The sequence below is a fragment of the Sphingomonas phyllosphaerae genome (assembly GCF_036946485.1).
GTDB classification, from domain to species: domain Bacteria; phylum Pseudomonadota; class Alphaproteobacteria; order Sphingomonadales; family Sphingomonadaceae; genus Sphingomonas; species Sphingomonas phyllosphaerae_E.
The window spans coordinates 351,933-376,651 of sequence record NZ_JAQIJA010000005.1; the positions used below are offsets into that span (position 1 = coordinate 351,933).

General features: G+C 68.7%; 23 protein-coding genes. 14 read left to right on the forward strand and 9 right to left on the reverse strand.

What is annotated here, in order from left to right; translation table 11 throughout:
* Positions 1 to 153 precede the first annotated feature (153 nt).
* The 4 genes from PGN16_RS10260 to PGN16_RS10275 all read right to left on the reverse strand — a co-directional run bounded on the left by PGN16_RS10260 (position 154) and on the right by PGN16_RS10275 (position 4,797).
* Positions 154 to 978 (reverse strand): hypothetical protein, encoded by an 825-nt coding sequence (locus tag PGN16_RS10260; RefSeq protein ID WP_335309298.1) that lies wholly within the window; start codon positions 976 to 978, stop codon positions 154 to 156.
* A gap of 37 nt (positions 979 to 1,015) precedes the next feature.
* A complete protein-coding gene (locus PGN16_RS10265) occupies positions 1,016 to 2,332 on the reverse strand; it encodes a dihydrolipoamide acetyltransferase family protein (RefSeq protein WP_335309299.1) in 1,317 nt (438 codons plus the stop codon).
* Positions 2,333 to 2,337: 5 nt separating this feature from the next.
* Positions 2,338 to 3,342, reverse strand: a complete 1,005-nt coding sequence (locus PGN16_RS10270) for an alpha-ketoacid dehydrogenase subunit beta (RefSeq protein WP_335310319.1) — start codon at positions 3,340 to 3,342, stop codon at positions 2,338 to 2,340.
* Between the two features lie 156 nt (positions 3,343 to 3,498).
* Complete coding sequence (locus PGN16_RS10275; RefSeq protein ID WP_335309300.1) at positions 3,499 to 4,797, reverse strand: 3-methyl-2-oxobutanoate dehydrogenase (2-methylpropanoyl-transferring) subunit alpha; 1,299 nt, start codon at positions 4,795 to 4,797, stop codon at positions 3,499 to 3,501.
* 198 nt (positions 4,798 to 4,995) lie between these two features.
* Here PGN16_RS10275 and PGN16_RS10280 point away from each other — a divergent pair, with 198 nt between their 5' ends.
* From PGN16_RS10280 to PGN16_RS10300, 5 genes are all read left to right on the forward strand, one after another.
* A complete protein-coding gene (locus tag PGN16_RS10280) occupies positions 4,996 to 5,754 on the forward strand; it encodes an ImuA family protein (protein ID WP_335309301.1) in 759 nt (252 codons plus the stop codon).
* 239 nt (positions 5,755 to 5,993) lie between these two features.
* The gene (locus PGN16_RS10285) at positions 5,994 to 6,701 is read left to right on the forward strand and encodes an ImuA family protein (protein WP_335309302.1); all 708 of its coding nucleotides are present in this window, start codon (positions 5,994 to 5,996) and stop codon (positions 6,699 to 6,701) included.
* On the forward strand, positions 6,616 to 8,985 hold the full coding sequence (locus PGN16_RS10290; protein ID WP_335309303.1) for a DUF6504 family protein: 2,370 nt from the start codon (positions 6,616 to 6,618) through the stop codon (positions 8,983 to 8,985). The genes PGN16_RS10285 and PGN16_RS10290 overlap by 86 nt, the downstream gene beginning before the upstream one ends.
* A gap of 142 nt (positions 8,986 to 9,127) precedes the next feature.
* Entirely contained in the window at positions 9,128 to 12,433 is a 3,306-nt protein-coding gene (locus tag PGN16_RS10295) for an error-prone DNA polymerase (protein WP_335309304.1), read from the forward strand.
* Positions 12,434 to 12,496: 63 nt separating this feature from the next.
* Positions 12,497 to 12,946 carry a BLUF domain-containing protein gene (locus PGN16_RS10300; RefSeq protein ID WP_335309305.1) on the forward strand — a complete coding sequence of 150 codons (450 nt, stop codon included), beginning with the start codon at positions 12,497 to 12,499 and terminating at the stop codon, positions 12,944 to 12,946.
* A 4-nt stretch (positions 12,947 to 12,950) separates the two neighbouring features.
* Here PGN16_RS10300 and PGN16_RS10305 read toward each other — a convergent pair whose 3' ends face one another.
* Together PGN16_RS10305 and PGN16_RS10310 are read right to left on the reverse strand one after the other, a co-directional pair.
* Entirely contained in the window at positions 12,951 to 13,952 is a 1,002-nt protein-coding gene (locus PGN16_RS10305) for a fumarylacetoacetate hydrolase family protein (RefSeq protein WP_335309306.1), read from the reverse strand.
* Between the two features lie 52 nt (positions 13,953 to 14,004).
* The gene (locus tag PGN16_RS10310) at positions 14,005 to 14,622 is read right to left on the reverse strand and encodes a S24 family peptidase (protein WP_335309307.1); all 618 of its coding nucleotides are present in this window, start codon (positions 14,620 to 14,622) and stop codon (positions 14,005 to 14,007) included.
* 129 nt (positions 14,623 to 14,751) lie between these two features.
* On the opposite strand from PGN16_RS10310, the gene PGN16_RS10315 reads away from it, so the two are divergent.
* Complete coding sequence (locus tag PGN16_RS10315; RefSeq protein ID WP_335309308.1) at positions 14,752 to 14,883, forward strand: hypothetical protein; 132 nt, start codon at positions 14,752 to 14,754, stop codon at positions 14,881 to 14,883.
* Positions 14,880 to 15,287: a hypothetical protein gene (locus PGN16_RS10320; RefSeq protein ID WP_335309309.1), complete on the forward strand. Its 408-nt coding sequence runs from the start codon at positions 14,880 to 14,882 to the stop codon at positions 15,285 to 15,287. The genes PGN16_RS10315 and PGN16_RS10320 overlap by 4 nt, the downstream gene beginning before the upstream one ends.
* On the opposite strand, the gene PGN16_RS10325 is transcribed toward PGN16_RS10320, so the two are convergent.
* A complete protein-coding gene (locus tag PGN16_RS10325; protein WP_335309310.1) occupies positions 15,178 to 15,477 on the reverse strand; it encodes a hypothetical protein in 300 nt (99 codons plus the stop codon). The genes PGN16_RS10320 and PGN16_RS10325 overlap by 110 nt on opposite strands.
* A gap of 80 nt (positions 15,478 to 15,557) precedes the next feature.
* Positions 15,558 to 16,115: a type 1 glutamine amidotransferase domain-containing protein gene (locus tag PGN16_RS10330; protein WP_335309311.1), complete on the reverse strand. Its 558-nt coding sequence runs from the start codon at positions 16,113 to 16,115 to the stop codon at positions 15,558 to 15,560.
* Positions 16,116 to 16,242: 127 nt separating this feature from the next.
* On the opposite strand from PGN16_RS10330, the gene PGN16_RS10335 reads away from it, so the two are divergent.
* The 7 genes from PGN16_RS10335 (at position 16,243) to PGN16_RS10365 (ending at position 23,221) form a co-directional block, all read left to right on the forward strand.
* Positions 16,243 to 17,256, forward strand: coding sequence for a DNA topoisomerase IB (locus PGN16_RS10335; protein ID WP_335309312.1), 1,014 nt, complete (start codon positions 16,243 to 16,245; stop codon positions 17,254 to 17,256).
* 1 nt (position 17,257) lies between these two features.
* On the forward strand, positions 17,258 to 18,424 hold the full coding sequence (locus PGN16_RS10340; RefSeq protein ID WP_335309313.1) for a mechanosensitive ion channel family protein: 1,167 nt from the start codon (positions 17,258 to 17,260) through the stop codon (positions 18,422 to 18,424).
* Between the two features lie 413 nt (positions 18,425 to 18,837).
* The gene (locus PGN16_RS10345) at positions 18,838 to 20,109 is read left to right on the forward strand and encodes a dicarboxylate/amino acid:cation symporter (protein WP_335309314.1); all 1,272 of its coding nucleotides are present in this window, start codon (positions 18,838 to 18,840) and stop codon (positions 20,107 to 20,109) included.
* A gap of 52 nt (positions 20,110 to 20,161) precedes the next feature.
* Positions 20,162 to 20,542 (forward strand): glycine zipper 2TM domain-containing protein, encoded by a 381-nt coding sequence (locus tag PGN16_RS10350; RefSeq protein ID WP_335309315.1) that lies wholly within the window; start codon positions 20,162 to 20,164, stop codon positions 20,540 to 20,542.
* Between the two features lie 171 nt (positions 20,543 to 20,713).
* Positions 20,714 to 21,163: a MaoC family dehydratase gene (locus PGN16_RS10355; RefSeq protein WP_335309316.1), complete on the forward strand. Its 450-nt coding sequence runs from the start codon at positions 20,714 to 20,716 to the stop codon at positions 21,161 to 21,163.
* 23 nt (positions 21,164 to 21,186) lie between these two features.
* Entirely contained in the window at positions 21,187 to 22,365 is a 1,179-nt protein-coding gene (locus PGN16_RS10360; protein ID WP_335309317.1) for an acetyl-CoA C-acyltransferase, read from the forward strand.
* A gap of 352 nt (positions 22,366 to 22,717) precedes the next feature.
* The gene (locus PGN16_RS10365; protein WP_335309318.1) at positions 22,718 to 23,221 is read left to right on the forward strand and encodes a pyridoxamine 5'-phosphate oxidase family protein; all 504 of its coding nucleotides are present in this window, start codon (positions 22,718 to 22,720) and stop codon (positions 23,219 to 23,221) included.
* Positions 23,222 to 23,403: 182 nt separating this feature from the next.
* Here PGN16_RS10365 and PGN16_RS10370 read toward each other — a convergent pair whose 3' ends face one another.
* On the reverse strand, positions 23,404 to 24,651 hold the full coding sequence (locus PGN16_RS10370; RefSeq protein WP_335309319.1) for a polyhydroxyalkanoate depolymerase: 1,248 nt from the start codon (positions 24,649 to 24,651) through the stop codon (positions 23,404 to 23,406).
* Between the last annotated feature and the right edge of the window lie 68 nt (positions 24,652 to 24,719).

Consider the following 24,719-nt stretch of genomic DNA (forward strand, 5'->3'; position numbering starts at 1 on the left):
GAAGAGCAAGCGGGATCCCGGATCAAGTCCGGGATGACGAACTTTGGCGAGCAACGGCGATCGATCCGCCGTCATTGCGAGCGTAGCGAAGCAATCCAGGGCGTCCTGGTCCGACTCTGGATTGCTTCGCTACGCTCGCAATGACGAAGCAAACTATCCCCCCACCCGTACCCACAAGGCGGCGGCATCGTCGCTCGCCTTGAAACGCGGATAGCGCGTGCAGGCGGCCTCGCTCCGTTCGATCGCGCGTAGTTCCTGCCCCAGCGCCGCCAGCCCGCGCGACCGCAGCGCGGCCACCAGCCCGTTCACATCATAAGCGGCATAGGCATCGACCAGCGCCGCCATTCCGTCGCTCATCAGCAACAGGTCGTCGCCCGGTGCGACCGCGACGCGCGCCAGCTCCATCGCCCGCGCACTCTCGCCCGCGTCGATGCTCAGCACCTTCTGTCCCGGCAGCGCCCGTGCGGCGCGACGATCGGCCAGCACCGCCGGCGTCCGCAGCTTGGTCGCGCCGACCCCCGGCCCCAGCGCCGCCGCCTGCGCGCTCTCGCGGGCGCGATCGGGCGCGGGCGTGCACCACGCGACCGTCGCACCCGACGCGTGCAGCACCGCGCAATCCGCCGCCCACGCCACCTCCAGCATGTCGCCGACCAACTGCACCGCCGCAAACGAGGCGCGTGGCAATTCCCACGCGCCTTCGGGCGCACGCTGGCGTTGCGCCGCATAGCGCGCCTCGACCGCTGCGAAGACCTGCGCGCAGGTGCCGCGCAGATCGTCCGCCACCGCCCCGGCGAATGCGGCATCGGCAGTCGCCGCCAGCCACGCCGCCCCACCCTGCGCCCCGAGCAGCCCCGGCGGCGACAGGTCGGTCGCACCATCGATCACCCAGGCGTGCCGCGCGCAGTTCCCGGCACGATCGTCATTGGGCGTGGCGAGGTCGCCGCACAGGCTGAGCGACTGGAGCAGGTCGAGATGCATGACCGGCTGCCTACACCCGGATCATGTCACTTCACCATCAATCGGCGAACAGCAGCACCGGCGTTTCCAGATATTTTTTCAGCGCCTGCACATAGCTCGCCGCGTCCCAGCCATCGACGACGCGGTGGTCGCAGCTGATCGACAGGTTCATCAGCTTGGCACGAACGATGTCGTCGCCCCGGAACACGGGACGCTCGACGATCTTGTTCGGGCCGATGATCGCCACCTCTGGCCGGTTGATGACCGGCGTGGTCGCGATCCCGCCCAGCGGCCCTAGCGAGGTGACGGTGATCGTCCCGCCGCCCAGTTCCTGCGGCGTCAGCTTGTTGGCACGCGCCGCGCCCGCCAGCCGCGCGATCTCGGTCGCGAGTTGCCAGACGTTGCGGTCCTGCGCGTCGCGGATCACCGGCACGGTCAGCCCGGCATCGGTCTGCGTCGCCATGCCGACATGCACGCGCCCCGCGCGCGTCACCACGCCCGCCTCGTCGTCATAGCGCGCGTTGAGCATTGGAAAATCGGGCAAAGTCCGGCACATCGCGACGATCAGCAGCGGCAACAGCGTCAGCTTGGGCCGCTCGCCACGATGCGCGTTGAGGTCGGCGCGCATGTCCTCCAGCGCGGTGACGTCGATCTCGTCGACATAGGTGAAGTGCGGGATGTGGCGCTTGGCGGCTGCCATATTCTCGGCGATGCGCCGCCGCATCCCGATGACGCGCACCTGCTCGTCGTCGCGCGCGCGCGCGGCGTGCGGGGCGTGATAGCCCTGCCCGGCATTGTAGCGGAGATAGGCGTCGAGATCGGCGTGCCGGATGCGCTCGCCCTCGGGCACGCGGATCGCGGTCAGGTCGACGTTCAGGTCCTTGGCGCGGGCGCGGACTGCGGGCGAGGCGAGGACAGGCGTGGAGGCGGTGTGAGAGGCAGACTCCCTCTCCCCCTCGGGGAGAGGGCTGGGGTGAGGGGCCGGGGTCTCACCGAGACCTACCTCTCTGCGAGGCTCCGACCCCTCACCCAAACCCTCTCCCCGAAGGGGAGAGGGCTTAGCAGCAACTTCCTCGACACCGGGATTCTCCGCCTCCAGCGTCGCCGGCTCCGCAGCAGGAGAAGCAACCTCCCCCTCGGTCTCGATCACCACCAGCGGCGCACCGATCGACACCTGATCGCCGACCGCCCCCGCGATCTCGACCACCACGCCCGCGACCGGCGATTCCATCTCGACGGTCGCCTTGTCGGTCATCATGTCGGCGAGGCTCTGGTCCTCCTCGACGCGGTCGCCGACCGCGACGTGCCACGCGACGATCTCCGCCTCGGAAATGCCCTCGCCGATGTCCGGCAGCTTGAAGGTGAAACGCGCCATCTGCCTTAGTCCTTCAGGATTTTCTTGAGCGCCTGCCCGATCCGCACCGGCCCCGGGAAATAGGCCCATTCGAGGCTGTGCGGGTATGGCGTGTCGAAGCCGGTGACGCGCTCCACAGGCGCCTCGAGGTGGTAGAAGCACCGCTCCTGCACCAGCGCCGCCAGCTCCGCGCCGAACCCGCTGGTCCGCGTCGCCTCGTGGACGATCATGCACCGCCCGGTCTTCTTCACGCTCGCCTCTATCGTCTCGATGTCGAGCGGGACGAGCGTGCGCAGGTCGACGATCTCGGCGTCCACGCCGGTGTCGGCCACCACCTGCGCGCAGACGTGCACCATCGTGCCATAAGCGAGCATCGTCACCGCCTCGCCCGCGCGCACCACGTTCGCACGCCCAAGCGGGATCTTGTAGTAACCGGTCGGCACCTCGCCGCCGGGATGCTTCGACCAATTCTCCGCCGGACGGTCCCAATGGCCGTTGAACGGGCCGTTGTAGATGCGCTTCGGCTCGAAGAAGATCACCGGATCATTGTCCTCGATCGCCGCGATCAATAGCCCCTTGGCGTCGTAGGGCGTCGAGGGGATGACGGTTTTCACCCCCGAGACGTGGGTGAAGATCCCCTCGGGCGACTGCGAATGCGTCTGCCCGCCGAAGATCCCGCCGCCGAACGGCGAGCGCACCGTCAGCGGTGCGGTGAACTCGCCGCCGGAGCGATAGCGCAGCCGCGCCGCCTCGCTGACCAATTGGTCGAGCGCCGGATAGATGTAATCGGCGAACTGGATCTCCGGCACCGGGCGCAGGCCATAGGCGCCCATCCCGACCGCGACGCCGATGATCCCGCATTCGGTGATCGGCGTGTCGAAGACGCGGGTCTTGCCGTATTTCTTCTGCAGCCCCGCGGTCGCGCGGAACACGCCACCGAAATAGCCGACATCCTCGCCCATGACGACGATCGCCGGATCGCGCGCCATCGTCACGTCCATCGCGGAATTGATCGCCTGGATCATGTTCATGCGGGTGGTGGTGTCGTCCACCGGTTGTTCGATTGTGTCGGTCATCATTTTACCCCGTCACCCCGGGCTTGACCCGGGGTCCCGCTTCTTGCTGCGGGCGGAAGGAAGCGGGACCCCGGCGCAAGGCCGGGGTGACGAAGGAGGCTGGCGACGCCATCACTTCCGGTCCCATGGCCGGCCGCTCGCGGTTTCCTCGTCGATCATCATCTGGCGCTGCTCGCGCAGATGCCACGGCATCTCCTCGAACACCCCGTCGAACAGCGAATCGAGCGGCTGGCGCAGGCCATGCCCGAGCACGCCGTTCTTCTCCGCCTCCTTCTGCGCCGCCTTCACCTCCTCGGCGACCTGCCGGTCCATATCGGCCTGCCGCGCCTCGTTCCATTCGCCGATCGCGACCAGATGATCCTTCAAGCGCCGGATCGGATCGCCGAGCGGCCACGCATTGGGCTCCCCCGCCGAGCGATATTGCGTCGGATCGTCGGAGGTCGAATGCCCCTCGGTACGATAGGTGAAATGCTCGATCAGCGTCGGCCCGGCATTGGTGCGCGCGCGTTCCGCCGCCCAGGCGGTCGCGGCATAGACCGCCAGCGCGTCATTGCCGTCGACGCGCAGGCCGGCGATCCCGTAACCGACCGCGCGCGCCGCGAAGGTCGTCGCCTCCGCGCCGGCGAAGCCCGAGAAGCTGCTGATCGCCCATTGATTGTTGACGACGTTGAAGATCACCGGCGCGCAATAGACGGTCGCGAAGGTCAGCGCGGAATGGAAGTCGCCCTCCGCGGTCGAGCCCTCCCCGCACCACGTCGCGGCGATGCGCGTGTCGCCCTTCGACGCCGACGCCATCGCCCAGCCGACCGCCTGCGGATATTGCGTCGTCAGATTGCCCGAGATCGAGAAGAAGCCGAAGCGCTTCTCCGAATACATGATCGGCAGCTGCTTGCCCTGCAGCTTGTCACCGGTGTTCGAATAGATCTGGTTCATCATGTCGACCATCGGGCAGCCGCGCGCGATCAACAGCCCCTGCTGGCGATAGGAGGGGAAGCACATGTCCTCGGCGTCCAGCGCATGCGCCGCGGCGACCGCCACCGCCTCCTCGCCGAGCGACTTCATGTAGAAACTGGTCTTGCCCTGCCGCTGCGCGCGGAACATCCGCTCGTCGAAGGCGCGGACCGTCGCCATGTGGCGCAGCATCCGCCGCAGCGTGTCGGGCGACAGCCGCGGGTTCCACGCACCGACTGCCTGATGATTGTCGTCGAGGACGCGCACCATCGAATAAGCGAGGTCGGTGAAGTCGCGCGCAGCGTCGGCGGTATCGGGGCGGCGCGCGGCGCCCGCAGGCGGGATCGGAACATCGGCGAAGTCGACCGCGTCGCCGGGCCGGAATTTGGGTTCGGGGACATGCAGCGACAGCGGCGGCAAGTTGCCGCGCGGATGCACGATGCCGGGTTCTTCGCCCACGTTTCACTCTCCGTCATGCGCCGCTTGGCACGCAGCACGATTTCAGCCGCTTGTAATATTGTTTCAACGCCAGTCAAAGCCCTTTTGGCGGTTCTCGGACGCGATCCGGGATAGCCGGCGGACGTGACAGACCATTGACTCGCGCCCTCGTTATGGAACAAATTGCGAACGACAATCTGCTGCGGAGTCTTGCGTGTCGTGCCCGAGTCGAGCGTCCTTTCTTCCCTGCGCGAGACGCTGCGCGCCGTGTCGGGCGACGGGCACAGCCGGCGGCGGGTCATGCCGTTCGGGGTGCCTGACATCGATTCGCAGCTAACCGACGGCGGGCTGCGGCTCGATGCGCTGCACGAGGTCGCGGCGGCGACGCCGTCGCTGCGCGACGATGCGGCGGCGACCCTGTTCGTCGCGGGCGTCGCGGCGCGGGCCTGGGGACCGGTCCTGTGGGTGTTGCGACGCCGCGACCTGTTCGCCCCCGCGCTGGCGCAGTCCGGGTTGACCGCGAAGCGCGTGATCCATGCCGAGGCCGATGACGATGCCGGGGTGCTGGCGCTGATGGAGGAAGGCCTGCGCCATCCCGCTTTGGGCGCGGTGATCGGCGAAGTCCGCCGCGCCGCGCCGGCCGCGACGAAGCGCGTGCATGCGGCCGCGGCGCGCGGGCGGACGGTTGCGCTGCTGCTCAAGCGCCCGGCGCGCGGCAGCGGCGATCCATTCGCGGTGTCGTCGTCGGCGGCCACCCGCTGGCGGATCGGGTCCGTGCCGATGGTCGCCACCACGCGTCCGCGTTGGGAACTGACGCTCGCGCGACAGCTGGACGGCGCGCCGTTCGCGGCGACCGCGATCGCCTGCGACGACACCGGGCGACTCGCGCCGGTGGTCACCCGCCGCGAACAACGCCGCGCAGTGAGCGCGATCTTACGGGTGACACCCTCGACGGAGGAACAGGCGGAGGCGGCCTAGGCACCTCTTCCAAGGGTCGTCGCCCCGGACTTGATCCGGGGCCCCGCTTCTTCTCGGCGGACGGAAGAAGAAGCGGGATCCCGGATCAGGTCCGGGATGACGGAGCGGCTGCACAGCCACATTCCTAATCCCCGCAAAGCCTTGACGCCAGAACATACATAGGAACAAATAGCGAACATATTGATTGCGAGTCGTCTGTGTCCGGTCCCGTTCCCACCCTTGCCGCGCTCCGCGAGAGCTTGCAGGCCATCACCGGCGAGGCGCGCGACCGGCCCGTGCTGCCGTTCGGCATCGCCGCGCTCGACGATCGGCTTGCCGACCATGGGCTGCGGACCGACGCGCTCCACGAAGTCTCATCACGCGGCACCGGCTGGGGCGACGACGCCGCCGCGGTGCTGTTCGCCGCCGGCATCGCCGCCCGCACGCTCGGCGAGGTCTTGTGGGTCGTCCGCTCGCGCGACCTGTTCGCGCCGGGGCTGTTCCAGGCCGGGCTCGCGCCGTCGCGCGTCGTCTATGCCGAGGCGCGCGACGACGCCGAACTGCTCGCTTTGGTCGAGGAAGGGCTGCGCCACGGCGGGCTCGGCGCGGTGGTCGGCGAGGCGAAGCGCGTCCAGATGGCGCAGGCGCGCCGGCTGCAGCTCGCCGCGGAAGGCGGCGGCACGCCCGCGTTGCTGCTCCGCCGCCCGACCCGCGACGGCGCCGATCCGATCACCGCGCCGTCGGCGGCGGTGACGCGCTGGCGCGTCGCGCACGCGCCGTCGTCGCAGGTGCCATGGGGCGGGCTGGGCCGCGCCTGCTGGCACGTCGAATGCGTGCGGCAGCGCGGCGGCGATCCGTTCGAACTCTTGGTGGAGGGCTCCGATGAAACGGGTCGCCTCGCTCTACCTGCCCAGCTGGTCGATCGACCGGCTGCGGCGGATCGAGCGCCGCGCCGCGCGGTCGGCTGAGACCGACGGCCGCGCCGCCTTCGACGCGCTGGGCGGCGACGCCGCCGCCGAGCGCGCGCAGCACTGCTCCGTGCCGCGCGGCGGCGGCTGGCGTCCCGGCGCACGCTGGGCGCGCACCGACCCCGGCAGCGGGCTCGCCAACACGCGCGACCAGGTCGAGAGCGCGGTCGCCGGCCTGCCCGCGCACCGCCGCCCCGCGCAGCGCGAGCTCGGCCGCACCAGCGAGGCCGCCGCGACCCCGTTCCGCGAGCTGTCGCGCCGCACCGAGGCTGCCGAGCCGCTGTTCCGCCCCGGCACGCGCGGCTGGCGGAACGAGGATCTGCAAGCCGCGGTCGAGGCGCTCCCCGCGCATCGCCGCCCGTCGCTGCAGGAATTGTCGCGCAAGACCGAGCTGGTCGACCATCCGTTCCGCCCGCTGCCGCCCGATGAAGCGGGGGCGCTGCGCCGGATGGGCAAGATGCCGCCGGTGCTCGGCCCCGGCGAGGATGTCGTCGTCCGCCGCGCGATGAAGGCGCCGCGCCGCAGCGCACGCGACGGGCATGGCGGCGAGGCCGGGCATGTCGCCCCGCCCAATCTTGCGCAGAGCCTCAAGCAACTCGCCGCGATGCCCGCGGTGCAATTCCCCGGCGAGGGACCGCACCCCGACAATCACGGCAAGAGCGCGCCGACCGCGCCCAGCTACGGCCACGGCCGCTTCTTCCAGACCGGGCGCACGCTGGCGACGATGGTCGCGCGCGTCTGCGACGATGAAGAAGCGGGTCCCCTGCCCGTGTCCGTCGATGAACCGCCGCTGGTGACGGTGCAGCGCAGCGGCGCACGCGTCGAGGTCGCCGCTGCCAATGAAGCGGCACGCGCGCTCGGCATCGGCCCCGGCACCGCGCTCACCATGGCGCGCGCGCAGGTGCCGGGGCTCGACGTGCGCGAGGCCGAGCCCAACCGCGACGCCGCCGATCTCGCCGCGCTCGCCACGTTGCTCGCGCGCCGCTGGGCGCCGACCGTCGCGGTGTCGGACGCCGACGGGCTGTTCGTCGAGCTGACCGGGGTCGCGCATCTCCACGGCGGCGAGGCGCGCTTCTGCCGGCGGCTGCTGCGGCTGCTCGCGCGCTACGGCATCGCGGCACGCATCGCGGTCGCCGACACGCCGGGCGCGGCCTGGGCGCTGGCACGGTTCGGCGCGCAGGACGCCGTGCAGATCGTCACACCTGGTGGACAGGGCAAGGCGCTGGCGCAGCTGCCGGTCGCGGCGCTGCGGCTCGACGCATCCGCGCTGGAACTGCTCGCGCGGCTCGGGATCGAGGCGATCGGCCAGCTCACCGCGCTCCCCCGCGCGCCGCTCGTCCGCCGCTTCGGCCGCGCGATCGCCGACCGCATCGATCAGGCGCTCGGCCAGCTGCCCGAACCTTTCGAGCCGATCGTCCCGCCGACGCGCGTCGCGGTCGAGCAGCGCTTCGTCGAGCCGATCGCCACCCCCGAGGCGATCGAACATTGGCTGCGCGAACTGATGCAGCGGCTGGCGGTCGCGCTGGCCAAGGCCGGTCAGGGTGCGCGCGCGGTCGAGATGATCGCCGCGCGCGTCGATGGCGTGCCGCAGATCCTGCGGCTCGGTTTCGCGCGCCCGACCCGCGACACCGCGCACATGCTGCGGCTGACGCTGCGCCGCATCGAGGAGATCGAACCCGGCTATGGCATCGACGGCATCGCGCTGATCGTGCGCCGCGCCGACCCGCTCGGCGCCGAGACGCTCGCCCCCGCGCTCGCCGACGATGCCGCGCCCGATCTCGCGCCGCTGATCGACGCGCTCATCAACCGCATCGGTGCGGGCCGGCTGTGGCGCGTCGCGCCGGTCGAGAGCGACGTTCCCGAACGCTCATGGACGCGCACCGCGCCGCTCGATCCCCCACAACGCGAGGCACAGAAACTGCGTCCCGACGACGTGCGCCAGCTCGACGCGCGCAGCCCCGACCACCCGTGGCACCCGCGCTGGCCGCGCCCGGTGTTGCTGCTGCGTCGTCCGGAGCGGATCGACCACGTTCTCGCCGAACTCCCCGACCAGCCCCCGAAGCGCTTTACGTGGCGCGGCACCACCCACCGCATCATCGGCGCTGAAGGGCCGGAGCGCGTCGCCGGCGAATGGTGGCGGCGCGCGCCCGAGCGGATGGCGGTCCGCGACTATTACCGTGTCGAGGACGAGACCGGGCAGCGCTTCTGGCTGTTCCGCCGCGGCGACGGGATGCGCAGCGAGACCGGCGATCTCAGCTGGTTCCTCCACGGGCTCGGCAATTGAGCGGGGCCCGCGTCATGCGCCCCCCTCCCGTCATTGCGAGCGTAGCGAAGCAATCCAGGGCCGGACCAGGACGCCCTGGATTGCTTCGCTGCGCTCGCAATGACGACGACGCTTACGGCTCACGGCTCCCGGCTGTGACCCCATGACCTATTCCGAACTTCAGGTCGCGACGCACTTCTGCTTCCTGCGCGGCGTGTCGTCGTGCGAGGAGCTGTTCACCACCGCCTCGGAAATGCGCCTCCCCGCGCTCGGCATCACCGATCGCAATTCGGTCGCCGGGATCGTCCGCGCGCTGGTCGCCGCCGAACAGACCTCGGCGCAGGGCAACCCGGTACGGATGGTCGCCGGCTGCCGGCTCGATCTCGTCACCGGCGCGTCGCTGCTCGTCTGGCCGCAGGACCTCGCCGCGTGGAGCCGGCTCACCCGCTTGTTGACGATCGGCAAGGCGCGCGCCCGCCCGCAGCATGGCGAGAAGGGTCGCTGCTTCCTGCACTGGGAGGATGTCGCCGCGCACGCCGCCGGGCTGGTCGCCGCGCTCGTCCCCGGCGCGGACGGCGCGGACGAGGGCGAATTGCGCTGGATGGCCGATCTGTTCGGCGCAGGTTCGGGCGACGCGCGCGGGCATGTCTGCCTGACGCAGCAGCGCCGCCCCGACGACGCGCGCCGACTGTACGAGGCGGCCGCCGCCGCGCGCCGCTACGGCCTCGCCCCGCTCGCGACCGGCGACGTGCTCTACCACCACCCCGACAAGCGCATGATCCAGGACGTCGTCACCGCGATCCGCGAGAAGACCACGATCGACGCGCTCGGGCTGCGCCGCGAACGCTCCGCCGACCGCTGCCTCCACCCGCCGCACGAGATGGAACGCCGCTTCGCGCGCTTCCCCGACGCGCTCGCCGCGGTTGAAGCGGTGGTCGAGCGCTGCACCTTCTCGCCGCGCGACCTGCGCGACCAGTATCTCTACCCCGAAGAGAAAGTGATGAGCGGGCAGACCCCGCAACAGGCGCTGGAGAAGCTCGCCACCCGCGCGCTCGACCGGCGCTTCGACGGCGCGGTGCCGCAGGCGTATGTGGACCTGCTCGCCAAGGAACTCGGGCTGGTCGCGAAACTCAACTACGCCGCCTATTTCCTGACGGTCCATTCGATCGTCGAATTTGCGCGCAGCCAGGACATCCTTTGCCAAGGGCGCGGGTCAGCGGCCAATTCGGTGATCTGCTTCGTGCTCGGCATCACCTCGATCGACCCGATCGTCCACCAATTGCTGTTCGAGCGCTTCCTGTCCGAGAACCGCGCCGAGCCACCCGACATCGACATCGATTTCGAGCACGAACGGCGCGAGGAAGTGATCCAGTGGATCTACGATACCTATGGCCATGACCATGCCGCGCTGACCGCGGTGGTCAGCCGCTTTCGCGCGCGCGGCGCGGTGCGCGAGGTCGGCAAGGTGCTCGGCCTGCCCGAGGACATGACCGCCGCGCTCGCCGGGCAGGTATGGGGCTGGTCGGAGGAAGGCGTCGCCGACCGCCATGTCGATGCGCTCAACCTCGATCGCGGCGACCCGCGGCTCGCGCTGACGCTCGAACTGGCGCGCGAGCTGATCGGCACCCCGCGGCATCTGTCGCAGCATCCCGGCGGCTTCGTGCTCACCCGCGACCGGCTCGACGCGCTCGTGCCGATCGAGCCTGCCGCGATGGCCGATCGCCGCGTGATTGAATGGGAAAAGGAGGATGTCGAGGAAGCCGGGATGATGAAGGTCGACATCCTCGGGCTCGGGATGCTTGGCTGTATGCGCCGCGCCTTCGACCTGCTCGCGCGGCACAAGAACCTGCATCTGACGCTCGACCACCCCGATTTGCAGACCGACGACGAGGCGACGTTCGCGATGATCCAGAAGGCCGATACGCTCGGCGTCTTCCAGATCGAGAGCCGCGCGCAGATGGCGATGCTGCCGCGGATGCTGCCGGTCAATTTCTACGACATCGCGATTCAGGTGGCGATCGTCCGCCCCGGCCCGATCCAGGGCGACATGGTCCACCCCTATCTCAAGCGCCGCGAACAGAAGCGCCGCAACCCCGCGATCGAGTTCGATTATCCGAGCCCCGAGCTGAAGGCGGTGCTCGGCAAGACCTATGGCGTGCCGCTATTTCAGGAACAGGCGATGAAGGTCGCGATCGAGGGTGCGGGCTTCACCCCGGCGCGCGCCGACGAATTGCGCAAGGCGATGGCGACCTTCAAATACACGCAGGGCGTCGGCCAGTTCAAAACCGAGCTGATCGAGGGCATGGCGAAGAAGGGCATCGGCCCGGACTTCGCCGAGCGGCTGGTCAAGCAGATCGAGGGGTTCGGCTCCTACGGCTTTCCCGAAAGCCACGCCGCCTCCTTCGCCAAGATCGCCTATGCCTCGAGCTGGATGAAATGCCATCATCCGGACGTGTTCTGCTGCGCGCTGCTCAACGCGCAGCCGATGGGCTTCTACGCCCCCGCGCAGATCGTCCGCGACGCGCGCGAGCATGGCGTGGTGATCCGCCCGGTCTGCGTCGTCGACAGCGACTGGGACACGCGGCTGGTCGATGAGGGCGACACCGCGCGGCTGCCGCTGCGGCTGGGGATGAAGATCGTCCACGGCGTGTCGATGATCGACGTGGCGCGGATCATCGCCGCGCGCGCCGAGGCGCCGTTCCGCTCGGTCGAGGATCTCTGGCGGCGCTCGGGCGTGCCGCTCGCGACGCTGGAGAAGCTCGCCAAGGCCGATGGCTTCCACGCGCTCGGGCTCGACCGGCGACAGGCGCTATGGGCGATCCGCGGGCTCGGCGAGACACCGCTGCCGCTGCTGGAGGCGGCCGAGCGCCGCGAACCGCCGGTCAGCCTCGTGCCGCTGACCGCCGGGCGCGAGGTGGTCGAGGATTACCGCGCGACGCAGCTCACCTTGCGCGAACATCCCTTGTTCTTCCTGCGCGACCGGCTCGCCGACCAGCGCGTGATCCCGTGCGCGCAGCTCAGGGAGACGCGCGACGGCCGCCGCGTCGAGGTGGCGGGGATCATCCTTGTCCGCCAGAAGCCCGGCTCGGCCAAGGGCGTGCTGTTCATCACCATCGAGGACGAAACCGGCGTCGCCAACATCATCCTGTGGCCCGACCGGTTCGAGGCACAGCGCACCGTCGTGATGTCCTCGGCGATGATCAGCGTCACCGGCGTCGTCCAGCGCGAGGGCGAGGTGATCCACGTCATCGCCGATCGCATCCACGATCGCACCGCGATGCTGCGCGCCGTCGGCGACATCGACCTGCCGCGCCTCACCAGCCGCGGCGACGGCGCGACCCATCCCGGTTCCCCGGACCGCGGCGATCCCGGCTGGAAGACGCGCGTGCGCAGCGACTATCATCCGCCGTTCCGCACCGGCTGCGATCCCGAAGACGTGATCCCGATCCGCAGCCATGATTTTCATTGATCCACGCTCGGCCACGCGTGAATTGCGCTAACAATGCCGCAACGATTGATCCATGTCATGCATATGACCGATCCCGTCTATCAGCTCGTCTATATCAGCCGCGCCACCCGGCCGCTCGACGACGCCGAGCTGGCGCGCCTGGCGAGCGGCGCCGCGCGCTTCAACGACCGGTACGGCATCACCGGGCTGCTGCTCCATGACGGCAGCCGCTTCATCCAGGCGCTCGAAGGCCCGCAGCCGCACATCGAGACATTGATGGCGCGGATCGCGCGCGACCCGCGTCATGACTCGATCGCCTATGTCGAGCGGCGCACCGTCGCGGCGCGGCAGTTCGGCGGCTGGGCGATGGACGCACGCCGCATCCGCGACGCCGAAGGGGCACAGGCATTCCTCGACGATCTCAAGCAGATGCTCACGGCGGTCGACGATCATCGGCTGGTCGCCGCGTTCATCGGCTTCGCGATGCTCGGCCGCCCCGAACTCCGCGCGCACCGCGCGTCGCCCGGGGCCTAGCCGGTCAGCCGACCGTCTGTTCGATTGTGCCGAAGATCGGGTGGTGGCGATCGTCCTCCATCCAGATCCGCACCGTGTCGCCCTTGCCGAGGTACGGCGTCTGCGCCGCGCCATGCTGGATCGTCTCGATCGTGCGCAGCTCGGCGAGGCACGAATAGCCGACCCCACCTTCCGCGATCGGCCGCCCCGGCCCACCCTCGGCGTCGCGGTTGGAGACGGTGCCCGACCCGACGATCGTCCCCGCGCCCAATGCGCGCGTCTTCGCGGCGTGTGCGATCAGCGTCCCGAAGTCGAAGGTCATGTCCTCGCCCGCCTCGGCACGACCGAACGGCGCACCATTCACCTCGACCAGCAACCGGCGGTGCAACTTGCCATCGCGCCACCAGTCGCCCAGCGCCTCGGGGGTCACGAACACCGGCGAGAAGGCCGAGGCCGGCTTGGACTGAAGGAACCCGAACCCCTTGGCGAGTTCGGCCGGTATCAGGTTGCGCAGCGACACGTCGTTGGTCAGCCCGACCAGCCGGATCGCCGCCAGCGCCTCTTCGCGCGAGGCGCCCAGCGGCACGTCGCCGGTGACGACCACCACCTCGCCCTCCAGATCGCAGCCCCAGTCCTCGTCGGCGAGCGGGATCGCGTCGCGCGCGCCGAGGAACCCGTCCGACCCGCCCTGATACATCAGCGGATCGTGCCAGAAGCTGTCGGGCAGTTCCGCCCCGCGCGCCTGCCGTACCAGCGCGACATGGTTCACATAGGCCGAGCCGTCGACCCATTGATAGGCGCGCGGCAGCGGCGCGGCGGCATCATGTTCATGGAAGCGCTCGCGCGGGATCGCCTCGTTGCGCAGATCGATCGCCAGCAGCTCCAGCGCGGGGGCGACCTGCGCCCAGTCGTCGAGCGCGGCCTGCAGCGTCGCGCAGATATGGCCGGCATCGGCATACCAGGCCAGATCGTCCGAAACGACGACCAGGCGACCGTCGCGCCCCTGCTTCAGACTGGCGAGTTTCATGCGCTACCTCTCCTTGTTCTCGGGCGAGTGTAACGAGGTGGCGCACGCCCCGCTACAGCCGCCGCAGCAGCAACGTCGCGCGCCCGATCACCTCGATCTCGGCGAGCGGCACGCGCTCGACCGGCCATAAGGGATTGTCGCTGCGTATCTCGACCGTATCGCCGTCCGGCACCAGCCGCTTGACCATCACCGCCTCGCCGCGCCGCACCACATAGATGCCGCCACGCGCTGCGATTCTCCGGTTCGCCTGATCGACCAGCAGCCGGTCGCCATCCTTCAGCGTCGGCGCCATCGAGTCGCCGCTCACCCCGACCACCGAGGCGGCCTCCGGCGTCACCCCAGCACCGCGCAACACCACGCGCGGCAGCCGCTCGTGGCGCAGCAGTTGCTCGTCGGCGACCTGCCCGACGCCCGCTGCGGCCCGGACCGCCAGCCATGGCACCGCCACCTCCTCGCTGATCGGCGGCGGTGCCCCCAGTACCGCCTCGTCGATCGCGAGGAAATCCGCCAGCATCCGCCGCTCGCGCTCGGGCAGCACGCGCGGCGAGCCGCGGTTCACGAACTGCCCCAGATACGCCTGATTGCGCCCGAGCATCCGCGACAGCGCCGACAGCGCCACCCCGCGCGCGCGCGCGGCCGCCGCAAGTGCCTGTTGTGGCGTCTCGTTCATCACACGACCCTACACTGAGGATTTTTCCTCGACAAGAAGAACAAAGGAGAACATATTAGGAACACAGAGTCGGAGTGAGAGTCCATGTGCCTGTTGAACGACATCGACGTCTATTTGCGAAGAACCGGCGTGGCGGAGACCACGTTCGGGCGGCGCGCGGTCAACGATCCGCGGCTGGTCCGCGACCTGCGCCGTGGGCGCGTACCGGGGCCGGCGCTGTGCGCGCGGGTCGCGGCGATCCTGTCGGCGCGCCCGCAATGATCGCGCGGCTGTTCCAGCGTGCGCTGGTGCGCGACGCGGCGCGTTACGGTATCGCGCTCGCGGTAGAGCATGATCGCGCGATCCCGTGGCACAGCGCCACCTTCTCGGGCGCGCGTCACGAATTGATCGTCAGCGCCGCAACCGATGCGACGCTCGATGCCTGGCTGACGGGGCTACCGACACGCGACGTGGCGATCCCCGGCCAGATCGTCGCCGACCTGCGCATCGTCACGCAGGTCGCCGATGCGGAACGAACGATGCTGCGGATCGAGGGGGTGACGGTGGCGTGCGACCTCAGCGCGCCGGAATGCGGTGCAGCGTCCGTTCGAGCACGATCGGGTCGACGAACGCCGCCGCCGACACCGGCGTACAGCGGCGCAGCGCGCCCGGATCGAAGGCGCTGAGCTTCAGGTTCAGGTCGCGCGGCAGCGGCCGCTCGGGCGGCGGCGCCATCCACGCACACGGCGCGACGCCCCCCGCCGCCGTGGTGCGCTCGACGCGCCGTCGACCGAGCCGCGACACCGCGGCACGCATGGTATCGAGCACGCCGTGGCCGCGCGCGGAAAGCGGAAGGGGCAGGATGTCGTCGAGCATGTCCGCAGTGTAGCGGAACAATCGTGAGCAGATGGTAAACGCCGCAGTATCCTTATTGCGGCGTTTACCCTGCCCGCTGCTTAGTCGGCGTCGGCGAGTTCTTCGGTCAGTGCGTCGATGATCGCCTTGTTGAACGCCGGGATGTCGTCGGGCTTGCGGCTGGTGATCAGATTGTCGTCGATCACCACCTCCTCATCTTCCACTTCGGCACCGGCGTTCGCCAGATCGGTGCGGATCGAGACGAAGCCGGTCACGCGCCGCCCGTCGATCACGTCCGCCTCGGCGAGCAGCCACGGTGCGTGGCAAATCGCGGCGACGATCTTGTCATCGTCCATGAACTGCTGGACGATGTCGACCGCCAGTTCCTCGACGCGCAGCTTGTCGGGGTTGGCGACCCCGCCCGGCAGCACCAGCGCGTCATAATCGTCGACCTCGACCTCCTCCAGCGTCAGGTCGGGCGTGGCGGTTTCCGCCTTGTTGATGTCGCCCTTCATCCCCTGGATCGGGTCGCGCTTGATCGAGGCGAGCGTCACGGTCGCGCCGGCCGCCTCCAGCGCCTTGCGCGGCTCGAACAATTCCACGGTCTCGAACCCGTCGGCGGCGATCATCAGCACGCGGGCTTGCGACAAATCGGCCATGTCAGTCTCCTGCTGGAAAGGAAGTGTTCCGGCGCCCCAACCCCCCGCGTGTGCCGCCCGTTCCGGGAACGATGCGCGGACCTTGCGCATTTCAAAAGCCGGGTCACAGCACCGCGGAAGGGCACAGGTGGCAGGCAATATCGTTTTCTTTGAGGATGATACGCCCGGTATCACGCGCAAGCGCACGCGCCACGATGCCTGGGCCTATTATGATGCGAGCGGCAAGCGGATCACCGATCGCGACGAAATCGACCGGCTGAATGCGATCGGCCTGCCCCCCGCCTATACCGATGCCTGGTTCTGCCCCGATCCCGATGGCCATATTCAGGCGGTCGGCTGGGACGAAAAGGGCCGCAAGCAATATCGCTATCACCTCGGCTTCCGCGCGCAGCAGGAGGCCGCCAAATACGATCTCTGCGCCCCGTTCGGCCGCGCGCTGACCAAGCTGCGCGCGCGTGTCGAGGCCGATCTCGAACGCCGCCGCCACACCAAGGAGCGCACCGTCGCCGCGGTGGTCAAGCTGCTCGACGTCGCCGCGCTTCGCATCGGCAACGAGACCTATGCGAAGACGAACAAGAGCTTCGGGCTGACCACCCTGCGCGACCGCCATGCGCAGATCAGCGGCAGCACGCTGAAGCTGGAATATAAGGCGAAGTCGGGCAAGATCCGCAAGCTCAAGATCACTGACGGCAGCCTCGCGCGCTTCGTCAAGAAATGCCAGGACCTGCCCGGCCAGAAGCTGTTCCAATATGTCGGCGAGGACGGCGAGCCGCACGCGGTCACCTCTTCCGACGTCAACGCCTATCTGCGTGAGGCAATGGGCGCGGGCTTCACCGCCAAGCACTTCCGCACCTGGGGCGCGAGCGTCGTCGCCTTCGAAACGCTGATCGAGGCCGAGGCGCCGATCGGGCTCAAGGCGATGCTCGAACCCGTCGTCGCGCATCTCGGCAATACCCCGGCGATCGCGCGCAAATCCTATGTCCACCCGGCGTTGATCGAACTCGGCAAGGACAAGGCCGCGCAGGCCGCGTTCCGCCAGTCGCTGCGGCTGCCGCGGTCGACCCAATATCTGACGCGTACCGAGCGCGGGCTGATCGCCTTCCTCGAAGCCTGCGGTGCGTGCGAGCTGAAAGCCGCCTGACATGAGCAATACCAGTACCGCCGCCGCGCAGAAGGCGGCGTTCGATACCGATCGCGTCGGTCAGCAGGCCGGCGCGTTGCTCCACTCCAGCCTGATCTGGCTGCAACAGCATTGGTTGCAGATCCTGATCGCGGTCGGGATCGGCGTCGCCATCGCGCTCTTACTGTTCTGGGTGCGCGCGTTCGGGCCGCGGCTGGCGCATCGCAGCGCCTCGGGCAAGGGCTGGGCGGCGGTGCTCGGCCGCGCGATCGAGCGCACCAACGCCTTCTTCATCATCATGCTCTCGGCCAAGCTGGTCGACGGCTATGCCGCGACCCCGGCCGACGTCGACAAGACGATCACCTTCCTGTTCACCGTCGCGGCGGTGTTCCAGGCGGCGATCTGGGCGCGCGAGCTGATCCTCGGCGCAATCGAGCACCGCACCCGCGACGAACATTATTCGGGCGAGGCGCTGATGAGCGCGATGGGGCTGATCCGCCTGCTCGTCAGCTTCGCGGTGTTCGCGATCGCGCTGGTGGTCGTGCTCAGCAACCTCGGCGTCAACGTCACCGGCCTCGTCGCGGGCCTCGGCGTCGGCGGCATCGCGATCGGTCTGGCCGCGCAGGGAATTTTCGCCGATCTGTTCGCCGCGCTGGCGATTATCTTCGACCGCCCGTTCCGCCGCGGCGACAAGGTCAGCTATGGCAATACCAGCGGCGTGATCGAGGCGATCGGGCTGAAATCGACGCGCATTCGCGCCTTCACCGGCGAGCTGCGGATCATCTCCAACCGCAATCTGCTCGACAAGGAGATCCAGAACACGTCGCAGCGCGATCACGTCCGCGTGTCGTACACGATCGGCGTCGCTTACGAGACGCCACCCGAGACGCTGGAGCGCATCCCCGCGATCCTGACCGAGCTGGTCGAGGCGGAGGGCGCCAAGGTCGCGCGCGCCGGCTTCGAATCGTTCGGCGCGTCGAGCCTCGACTTCGCGTTGCAGGTCGACACGCCCGGCGACGACTGGGCGACCGCGCACAACGTCCGCAACCGCCTGCTGGTCGCGATCATCCGCCGCTTCGCACAGGAAGGGATCACGATCCCATACCCGACGCAGACCACCTATACCGCCGCGCCCGACGGAACGCTGGTGATGCCGTACGCGGAGCCGGCACCCTCGCCAAACAGCTGACCGTCGCCCCTGCGCAGGCAATTCGGGAATCGACGAGCAAGCGTAAGACGCTCTCCACTCAATATCCGTCGCCCCTGCGCAGGCAGGGGCCCATGTCTGTCGAATGCATGAGGACGGTTTGACACACACCCAACGTGTATGTGTCCGATGATCCACCTCGACGAAACAGAGATAGGCCCCTGCCTTCGCAGGGGCGACGGCGGGTTTGGTGACGCCACCCTCCCGATAGAGCCCGTCATTCCCGCGAAGGCGGGAATCCAGAACCTCTGACGCTCCGGCGCTTGCCAACACCTGCGTCCCCAAAATCTCTCCGGCACGAAAAACGGCGAAGGCCGCCCACCCCAAAGCCCCACTCCCCACCCACAAACGCAAAGTTGCTGGCACAATCCCCCGCCTGCTCTCACCTCGGCAACATGCAGAAACCTTCCTTTACGGTGCAGGTGTTCGCCGGCATGGCGATCGGCGTCGCGCTCGGCTTCGTGGCGCGCTCCGCTCCCGACGGCGCGCTCGCCGAAACCCTCCGCCTCACCGGTGAGAGCTTCGTCAAATTGCTCAAGGCGTTGGTCGTCCCACTCGTTTTCACCGCCCTGGTCGCTTCGGTCGCGGCGCTCCGCGATCTCGGCAATGCCGCGCGGCTGGTCGGCCAGACGCTGCTGTGGTTCGCGATCACCGCGCTGATCGCGGTCGCGATCGGGCTGACGCTCGGCACGATCCTCCAGCCCGGCGCGCGCGCCGGCGTCGATGCGGCCAGCGCGGTCGAGCCGGGCACCACCGGCTCGTGGCTCGACTTCCTGCAAGGGCTGATCCCCGCCAATTTCCTCGGCCTGGAAGGATCGACGAAGCTGGCGGACGGCGCGGCCACGACGCGCCTCTCGTTCAACGTCTTGCAATTGATCGTCGTCGCGATCGCGGTCGGCGCGGCGGCGGTGAAGGTCGGCGCGGCAGGCGAGGCGTTCCTGTCGGTCAACGCCTCGCTGCTGACGATCTTCCATCAGTTGCTGCGCTGGGTGGTGCGACTCACGCCGTTAGGCACCGCCGGGCTGATCGGCACCGCGATCGTCCGTTACGGCTGGTCGTCGCTCACCGCGCTGGGCAGCTTCGCGGGCGCGGTCTATCTCGGGCTCGCGCTGGTGCTGTTCGGCGTCTATCCCGCGCTGCTCGTGGCGAACCGCCTTTCCCCGCGCCGCTTCTTCGCGACCGCCTGGCCCGCGATCCAGCTCGGCTTCGTCTCGCGCTCGTCGATCGCGACGTTGCCGGTCACCGAGGATGTCGCCGAAAAGGCCGGCGTCCCGCGCGACTATGCCGCCTTCGCCGTCCCCTTCGCCGCAACGACCAAGATGGACGGCTGCGCCGCGATCTACCCGGCGGTGTCGGCGCTGTTCGTCGCGCAATATTATAACGTGCCGCTCCACGCGCCCGATTACGTCCTGATCGCGCTCGTCTCCGTGATCGGCTCGGCCGCGACCGCCGGGCTGACCGGCGCGCTCGTCATGCTCACGCTGACGCTCACCACGCTCGGATTGCCGCTCGAAGGGGCCGGATTGCTGCTCGCAATCGATCCGATCCTCGACATGGGGCGCACTGCGGTGAACGTAGCGGGGCAAATCGTGGTCCCGTTGATCGTCGCACAGCGTGAAAAGCTGCTCGTTTCCGATCCCCGACGCGCCGTAACGCGACCGGCATGAACCCTTCCGTGCCTGCGACGTTCGTGCAGGCACTGGTAGGAGTATGATCGAGATGAAGAAAGCTCTGCTGACGGCGCTGGCGATCGCCACCGTCTCCGCCCCGATGGTCGCCGCCCCCACGGCAGACGCCCAGCGACGCGACCGGGATTATCAATGGCATGGCGACCGCGACGACTGGGACGCATCGCGCGATTACCGCCGCGGCAAGTATCGCGAGCGCCGTTTGACCCGCGAGGATCAGGTCTATCGCGGTCGTGACGGCCGGTCCTACTGCCGCCGCAACGACGGCACCACCGGTCTGGTGGTCGGCGGCGCCGGCGGCGCGCTGCTCGGCAACCTCGTCGGCGGCGGGCTGCTCGGCACGCTGGCCGGCGGTGGCGCGGGTGCGCTGCTCGGTCGCGAGATCGACCGCGGCAAGGTGCGCTGCCGCTAAGCGCGAAGGCCCGCGCCGGCATGTATCACCGGCGCGGACCTGCTTTTTAGAAGATCGGGTTCGCCACTCCGCACCCGCTATATACTGAATTTCATATTTTCGGTTCGTACCGACTTGCGAGCGGCTCATTGATGCGCCTACACAACCGCCAGAGGTTGGGAGAGAGGCGCCGTGACGCTCGACGATGTGGAAGCCGCGATCGGACGCACCAGCGTCTCGGCGTGGATCACGGTGACGCAGGCGATGATCGACGCCTTCGCCGAGGCCACCGGCGACCGCCAGTTCATCCACATCGACCCCGTCCGCGCCGCCGCGACGCCGTTCGGCACCACGATCGCGCACGGCTTCCTCACCTTGTCGTTGCTCCCGCGGCTGATGGCTGAAACGCCCGACCTGCCGACGGTCAGTAACGCGACGATGCACGTCAATTACGGCGGCAACCGCGTCCGCTTCCTCGCCCCCGTCCCGTCCGGCGCGCGCATCCGCGCGCACTCGCGGCTGTTGTCGTTCGAGCAGAAGCGCCCCGGCCAATATCAATCGACCGCCGAGGTCACGATCGAGATCGAAGGGCAGGAAAAGCCCGCGATGCTCGCCGAATGGATCACCCAAATCTTCGTCTAGGCTGCACCGAAAGGCCCTACCCCATGCGCTCCGCCGTCATCGTCTCCACCGCCCGCACTCCGATCGGCCGCGCCTATCGCGGCGCATTCAACAACCTGCCCTCGCCGACGCTCGCCAGCCATGCGATCAAGGCCGCGGTCGAGCGTGCCGACGTCGACGGCGCGGAGGTCGACGACGTCGTTCTCGGCGCCGCGCTGCAACAGGGGCACCAGTCGCCGAACATCGCGCGCACCAGCCTGTTGCGTGCCGGGCTGCCGACCAGCGTGTCGGGCATGTCGCTCGACCGGCAATGCGCCTCCGGGCTGATGGCGATCGCCACCGCCGCCAAGCAGATCGTCCTCGACGGGATGCAGATCGCGATCGGTGGCGGGGTCGAGAGCATCAGCATGGTGCAGACCCCCGAGATGCGCGTTGCCCCCGACCCCGAGCTGCTGGCGATGCACAAGGACATCTATATGCCGATGCTCCAGACCGCCGAGATCGTCGCCAAACGCTACGGCATCTCGCGCGAGGCGCAGGACGAATACGGCTATCGCTCGCAGATGCGCACCGCTGAGGCGCAGGCCGCCGGGCGCTTCGATGCCGAGATCGTCCCGGTCACCGCCACCAAGGCGAACGTCAACAAGGAGACGAAGGAAGTCTCGCACGAGCAGGTCACGCTGACTAAGGACGAGGGCAACCGCGCCGACACCACGCTGGAGGGGCTGCGTGGGCTGAAGCCGGTGCTGGGGCCGGACCTCAACATCACCGCCGGCAACGCCTCGCAGCTGTCGGACGGTGCCTCGGCCAGCGTGCTGATGGAGGAGAAACTCGCCGAGCAACGCGGGCTGACCCCGCTCGGCCGCTACGTCGGCATGGCGGTGGCGGGCACCGCGCCCGACGAGATGGGGATCGGCCCGGTCTTCGCCGTGCCCAAGCTGCTCGAGCGCAACGGCCTGACGATGGACGATATCGGCTTGTGGGAACTGAACGAGGCGTTCGCGGTGCAGGTACTCTATTGCCGCGACAAGCTCGGCATCCCCGACGAATTGCTCAACGTGAACGGCGGCGCGATCTCGATCGGCCATCCCTATGGCATGTCGGGCGCGCGGATGGTCGGCCACGCGATGATCGAGGGCAAGCGTCGGGGCGCCAAGCATGTCGTCGTCACGATGTGCGTCGGCGGCGGCATGGGCGCGGCCGGGCTGTTCGAGGTGCTGTGACGTTGAACGCGCGGCTGCATTCCGCTATATAGAATGTCGGTGACGTCATAGCACCGCCTCATGTGAGCCCCGGTCGTGCCAGCGGCCGGGGCTCAAATGCGTTTGGGGCCCGGCTGCCAGGCCGGACCCCGCCCGTGCGCTACTTCCGCGCCGCCTCGATCATCCGCACGACCAACGTCGCGAAGGCGATCAACACGCCGAGGAACATGCACAAGTCAGCAAACGTCATAGTTCACTTCCTCATGGTGGCGGCGGGATTGCCGCCGCTTGCCATCATGACGGTGGCGCAACGACCGCGCAACCAACGCCCCCGCCTCACGTTCTCCCGTCGAACCCGAACAGGAGATGCGATATGGCCGACGCCAACACCGATCCGAAGAAGCTGAAGCAGGATCTCTGGGAGAAGATGGCCGACAGCCCGTTCGTGATGGTCGGCCCGGCCGACGGCCACGCCCACCACGAACCGCTGACCGCGCAGCTCGACGAGGATCAGGTCGACACTTTGTTCTTCTTTATCGGCAAGACCAACCGGCTCGCCGACGGCGGTCGCGTGATGGCGCAATATGTTTCGAAGGGGCATGACTTCTTCGCCTGCCTCGACGGCACCGCGCGGATCGACAACGATCAGGCGCAGATCGACAAGCTCTGGAATAAGCAGGCCGAGGCGTGGTTCCCGGAAGGCCGCAACGATCCGAACCTCGCGCTGCTGCGAGTCGACATCGACTCCGCGGAGCTGTGGGAGACGGACATATCGCTGTCGGGGCGTGTGAAGATGCTGTTCGGGGGCACGATCAAGGCCGGCGAGGAAGGCAGCCACGCCAAGCTCGAGACGACCGCCGAGAACAGCCCGGCCTGACCGTCGCCCCTGCGCAGGCAGGGGCCCATGTCTGTGGAGTCCTTTGCAGGCGTTTGACACAAGAAGCGACGTTCCTGTGTCTAACGGAGGTGACAGACTAGACAGACATGGACCCCTGCCTGCGCAGGGGTGACTGTTTAGAAAACAGGGCCGGTCGTCACCAGCGACCGGCCCGTTTCACATCAGCTATTCGCCGCGATCCATTCCTCGACCACCGGCGCGATGCGGTTGCGCCATTTCGAGCCGTTGAAGATCCCGTAATGGCCGACCCCCTCGGCCATGTAATAGCGCTTCTTCTTGGCCGGCAGCGCGGTAGCGATCGTCAGCGCCGCCTTGGTCTGCCCCAGCCCGCTGATATCGTCGCGCTCGCCCTCGATCGCCAGCAGCCCGACGTCGGTGATCGCGCCGGTATCGACGCGCCGCCCGCGGTGCTGCATCTCGCCCTTCGGCAGGCTGTGCGACTGGAAGACGGTGTCGATCGTCTGGAGATAGAATTCCGCGGTCATGTCGCAGACCGAGCGATATTCGTCGTAGAAGCGCTTGGTCGCCTCGGCGCTGTCGTCGTCGCCGGTGACGAGATGCTTGAACAGCTCGTAATGGCTCATCATGTGATTGCCCAGGTTCATGGTCATGAACCCGGACAGTTGCAGGAAGCCCGGATAGACCTTCCGCCCCGCGCCCGGATACAGCATCGGCACCGTCGCGATGACGTTCTGCTCGAACCACGCGAACGGCCGCTCGGTCGCGAGCGTGTTGACCGCGGTCGGCGCCTCGCGCGTGTCGATCGGGCCGCCCATCATCGTCAGCGTGCGCGGGCGGCACGGGTTGCGGTCGGCGCTCATCAGCGCGGTCGCGGCGAGGCACGGCACCGACGGCTGGCACACCGCCAGCATGTGCGCGCCGTGCGGCCCGTCCGCCGCGCCGTCCTGATCCGGCCCGATCGCTTCGAGGAACGCGATCAGATAATCGATATAGTCGTCGAGATCGAAGCGCCCCTCGCGCGTCGGCACCAGCTTCGCGTCGCGCCAGTCGGTGATGTAGACGTCGGCGACCGGCAGCATCCGCTCGACCGTACCCCGCAGCAAGGTCGCGAAGTGCCCCGACATCGGCGCGGCGATCAGCAGCCGCGGTCCGCCCTCGACGCCCTCCCGGCGGAAGCGCTTGAGCTGCCCGAACGGGCGTTGCAGCACGATTTCCTCGACCACCGCGACCTCACGGCCATCGACGATCGTCTTCTCGAATCCGAACGCCGGCTTGCCGCGCGATGCCGAGGCGTGAGCGAACACCTCCAGCGCCGATGCCATCACCGGACCGCCGCCCAGATAGGCGAACGGATTGGACGGGTTGTTCAGCCAGTTAGCCCCCACCGTCGCCATCGCGCTGGCCGAGGCCAGCCATGAGCGCTGGAATTCATAGGCGTCGTACAACATTCGCGTCTTCCTTCCCCGGCTCCGCCGGTGCGGCGCCTATAGCAACTTGGCCCGTCGCAACGCGACTG

What these genes read in the sequence shown, in the direction of transcription:
- PGN16_RS10260 (WP_335309298.1), bottom strand. Translation starts at nt 978, where the DNA reads ATGCATCTCGACCTGCTCCAGTCGCTCAGCCTGTGCGGCGACCTCGCC.
- PGN16_RS10265 (WP_335309299.1), bottom strand. Translation starts at nt 2,332, where the DNA reads ATGGCGCGTTTCACCTTCAAGCTGCCGGACATCGGCGAGGGCATTTCC.
- PGN16_RS10270 (WP_335310319.1), bottom strand. Translation starts at nt 3,342, where the DNA reads ATGAACATGATCCAGGCGATCAATTCCGCGATGGACGTGACGATGGCG.
- PGN16_RS10290 (WP_335309303.1), top strand. Translation starts at nt 6,616, where the DNA reads ATGAAACGGGTCGCCTCGCTCTACCTGCCCAGCTGGTCGATCGACCGG.
- PGN16_RS10295 (WP_335309304.1), top strand. Translation starts at nt 9,128, where the DNA reads ATGACCTATTCCGAACTTCAGGTCGCGACGCACTTCTGCTTCCTGCGC.
- PGN16_RS10300 (WP_335309305.1), top strand. Translation starts at nt 12,497, where the DNA reads ATGACCGATCCCGTCTATCAGCTCGTCTATATCAGCCGCGCCACCCGG.
- PGN16_RS10305 (WP_335309306.1), bottom strand. Translation starts at nt 13,952, where the DNA reads ATGAAACTCGCCAGTCTGAAGCAGGGGCGCGACGGTCGCCTGGTCGTC.
- PGN16_RS10310 (WP_335309307.1), bottom strand. Translation starts at nt 14,622, where the DNA reads ATGAACGAGACGCCACAACAGGCACTTGCGGCGGCCGCGCGCGCGCGC.
- PGN16_RS10320 (WP_335309309.1), top strand. Translation starts at nt 14,880, where the DNA reads ATGATCGCGCGGCTGTTCCAGCGTGCGCTGGTGCGCGACGCGGCGCGT.
- PGN16_RS10325 (WP_335309310.1), bottom strand. Translation starts at nt 15,477, where the DNA reads ATGCTCGACGACATCCTGCCCCTTCCGCTTTCCGCGCGCGGCCACGGC.
- PGN16_RS10330 (WP_335309311.1), bottom strand. Translation starts at nt 16,115, where the DNA reads ATGGCCGATTTGTCGCAAGCCCGCGTGCTGATGATCGCCGCCGACGGG.
- PGN16_RS10340 (WP_335309313.1), top strand. Translation starts at nt 17,258, where the DNA reads ATGAGCAATACCAGTACCGCCGCCGCGCAGAAGGCGGCGTTCGATACC.
- PGN16_RS10345 (WP_335309314.1), top strand. Translation starts at nt 18,838, where the DNA reads ATGCAGAAACCTTCCTTTACGGTGCAGGTGTTCGCCGGCATGGCGATC.
- PGN16_RS10350 (WP_335309315.1), top strand. Translation starts at nt 20,162, where the DNA reads ATGAAGAAAGCTCTGCTGACGGCGCTGGCGATCGCCACCGTCTCCGCC.
- PGN16_RS10360 (WP_335309317.1), top strand. Translation starts at nt 21,187, where the DNA reads ATGCGCTCCGCCGTCATCGTCTCCACCGCCCGCACTCCGATCGGCCGC.
- PGN16_RS10365 (WP_335309318.1), top strand. Translation starts at nt 22,718, where the DNA reads ATGGCCGACGCCAACACCGATCCGAAGAAGCTGAAGCAGGATCTCTGG.
- PGN16_RS10370 (WP_335309319.1), bottom strand. Translation starts at nt 24,651, where the DNA reads ATGTTGTACGACGCCTATGAATTCCAGCGCTCATGGCTGGCCTCGGCC.